Source organism: Microcystis sp. M079S1 (assembly GCF_020246425.1).
GTDB classification, from domain to species: domain Bacteria; phylum Cyanobacteriota; class Cyanobacteriia; order Cyanobacteriales; family Microcystaceae; genus Microcystis; species Microcystis aeruginosa.
Map to the genome: position 1 here is coordinate 1 of NZ_JADBSZ010000208.1, position 2,582 is coordinate 2,582.

Sequence of the window (2,582 nt, forward strand, 5' to 3'; positions counted from 1 at the left end):
TGAATCCTTATCTGGCAAGAGACTTAATTGATTAGTTCGCTCTAGATAAAAAACAATTGACAAAAATCGCTAAATGCCTTTCTATATAAGGGTTACATCCCTTATACTCCCCCTCCATTGCATAACACAAACCGAAGAGCCTTTTTAGGTAGGAGAATTCCCAGATTCTTTTTTCGGCCTGTTGCCCTTTGCCTTCAGAAGCTGATTACTGTTCACTCTCTATTGAAAAACCCTATCCCCTGTTCCCCGTTCCCTAAATTTAATCGGATAAAGTGAGAATTTCGACACCGGTTTCGGTGACGGCGATGGTGTGTTCAAATTGGGCAGAAAGTTTACCATCTTTAGTAATAGCAGTCCAACCGTCTTTTAAGACAATATGTTGCCAGGTTCCCTCATTAATCATTGGTTCAATGGTGAATACCATGCCGGGGCGAATTTTTTTGCCCTTGCCACGAGTGCCGTAGTGGGGAACCTGCGGACCGGTGTGAAAAACATTACTGATACCATGACCGACAAAATCTCTAACCACCGAAAATCCTTGTCCTTCGGCATATTCTTGGATAGCGGCACCGATATCGCCGATTTTACCCCCCGGCTGCACTGCATCTATGCCTCTTTGCAGACATTCTCTGGTAACTTCCACTAACTTTTTAGCCAGGGGGGAGGGAGTACCGACAAAGAAAGTCTGCGAGGTATCGCCGTGATAACCTTCTAAAATCGGGGTGACATCGATGTTAATAATATCGCCGTCTTTGAGGATTTGATCGGCGCTGGGGATGCCGTGACAGATAACCTCGTTAATGCTAGTACAGATGGACTTAGGAAAGCCATGGTATCCTAGGGGCGCACTTTTGGCTCCATGGGCGCAGGTCCAACGTTCTGCCTCGTCATTGATTTCTAGGGTACTTACCCCCGGTTTAACCATATCGGCCAGATGGTCTAACAGTTTAGCCGCTAATCGTCCGGCTCGACGCATTTTTTCAATTTCCCGGGGAGAGAGTAAGGTGATGGTATCGTTGCCCATGAATTATCCGACTGTTAAGAAAGATTCTTGTTACATTTCTTATCCTAGCAAAATCGGGCAGCGTTATGGTTTAGGGGGTTGGGTTATAGGAGCGGGAAGTGGGGAAGTAGGGTGTGGGGTGTAGGGTGTGGGGAAGTGGGGAGAACAAAGCTGCCTTTTGCCTTTTGCCTTTTGCCTTTTGCCTTTTGCCTTTTGCCTTTTGCCTTTTGCCTTTTGCCTTTTGCCTGTCCTGATATGTAGCGCATACTCAACGGATTTAGTATCAGACCCTACAGATAAACGTTTTTGTTGTCCTTTTGTCCATCAGTTTGATGTATTTTCGATAACATTCAACTTTAGAATTCTTAATTATATATATCAACTTTTTTTGAAATGATATTATGTAGTTATTGACTGATAGCGGGGACAGAGACAATGAGTAAAAGCGACAAAACTTCTGTGAAAATAGTATTTTCTGCATTAAGTATTTTGGGAATTAGCCTACTGTCGGCCTGTGGCATAGGGGAATCTCCAGCTAACAAATAAATTAAAATTGATGGTTCTAGTACCGTATACCCGATTACCCAGGCCGTGGCCGAGAAATTCAAAAGCAGTCAACCGGGTACAGCAGAAGTGAGCGTAAAATTTTCGGGAACCTCTGGGGGATTTCGGGAATTCTGCGCAGGAAAAACTGATATTAGTAATGCCTCTCGACCGATTCAAGCCGATGAGATGTCCCTGTGTAATCGCTATGGCGTAAGATATATTGAATTACCCGTGGCTTTTGATGCCTTAACTGTAGTCGTTAATCAGGAAAATAACTGGATTGATAGCATTACCCTAGAAAAATTAAAGAAAATGTGGGAACCGGCTGCTGAGGGTAAAATTACCAATTGGAATCAAATCAGACCGGAATTCCCCAATAAACCCCTAAATCTCTTTGGTGCAGGCCAAGATTCCGGAACTTTTGACTATTTTACCGAAGCTGTGGTCGGTAAATCCGGTGCTAGTCGTAAGGATTATGTAGCCAGCGAGGATGATAACACTTTAGTCCAGGGAGTCAGTCAAGATCCGAATGCTCTTGGTTACTTTGGACTAGCTTATTATGAACAAAATCCCCAAAAATTGAAAGCTTTAGGCATTGATAGCGGTAAAGGGGCGATTGTACCCTCTAGAGAAACCGTAGTTAACTCCCAATATCAACCCCTTGCTCGACCTTTATTTATCTACGTCAATGCGGAGAAAGCGCAAAAAAGCCGAGCTTTACAGGAATTTGTGGAGTATTACCTCGATAATGCCGAGAGTATTGTTAAAGAAGTCGGTTATATCCCCCTAACGGTTGACATCCTCGCCGCCGTAAAACGGACGGCGATTCCCAAACCTCACGATTTGGGTTTCTGCTTCTTTCCCGAAGGATTTTTCGCACCTGCCTTAACAGATTCACTCTGTTCTGGTCTTATGGTCGCTCTACAGACTGACACCGCAAGCCCTGCGGCCAAAATATTTTTACTGGCGTTAATATCTCGGTCATGGTGCGTCCCACAGTCTGGACAGTCCCATTCTCGAATATTTAACGGCA

Annotated in this window: 2 protein-coding genes and 1 pseudogene; 1 reads left to right on the forward strand and 2 read right to left on the reverse strand. The window is 44.3% G+C overall.

Going from position 1 to position 2,582, the window contains the following annotated elements:
• Positions 1–259: 259 nt before the first annotated feature.
• Positions 260–1,024, reverse strand: a complete 765-nt coding sequence (gene map / locus IM456_RS13850) for a type I methionyl aminopeptidase (RefSeq protein ID WP_149985277.1) — start codon at positions 1,022–1,024, stop codon at positions 260–262.
• Between the two features lie 414 nt (positions 1,025–1,438).
• Here map and IM456_RS13855 point away from each other — a divergent pair.
• Positions 1,439–2,341: pseudogene (locus IM456_RS13855) on the forward strand (PstS family phosphate ABC transporter substrate-binding protein); the annotation flags it as partial.
• Positions 2,342–2,385: 44 nt separating this feature from the next.
• On the opposite strand, the gene IM456_RS13860 reads toward IM456_RS13855, so the two are convergent.
• Positions 2,386–2,582, reverse strand: a 197-nt coding sequence (locus IM456_RS13860; RefSeq protein ID WP_287712786.1) for a zinc ribbon domain-containing protein, incomplete at its 5' end; no start/stop codon positions are given.

What these genes read in the sequence shown, in the direction of transcription:
- map (WP_149985277.1), bottom strand. Translation starts at nt 1,024, where the DNA reads ATGGGCAACGATACCATCACCTTACTCTCTCCCCGGGAAATTGAAAAA.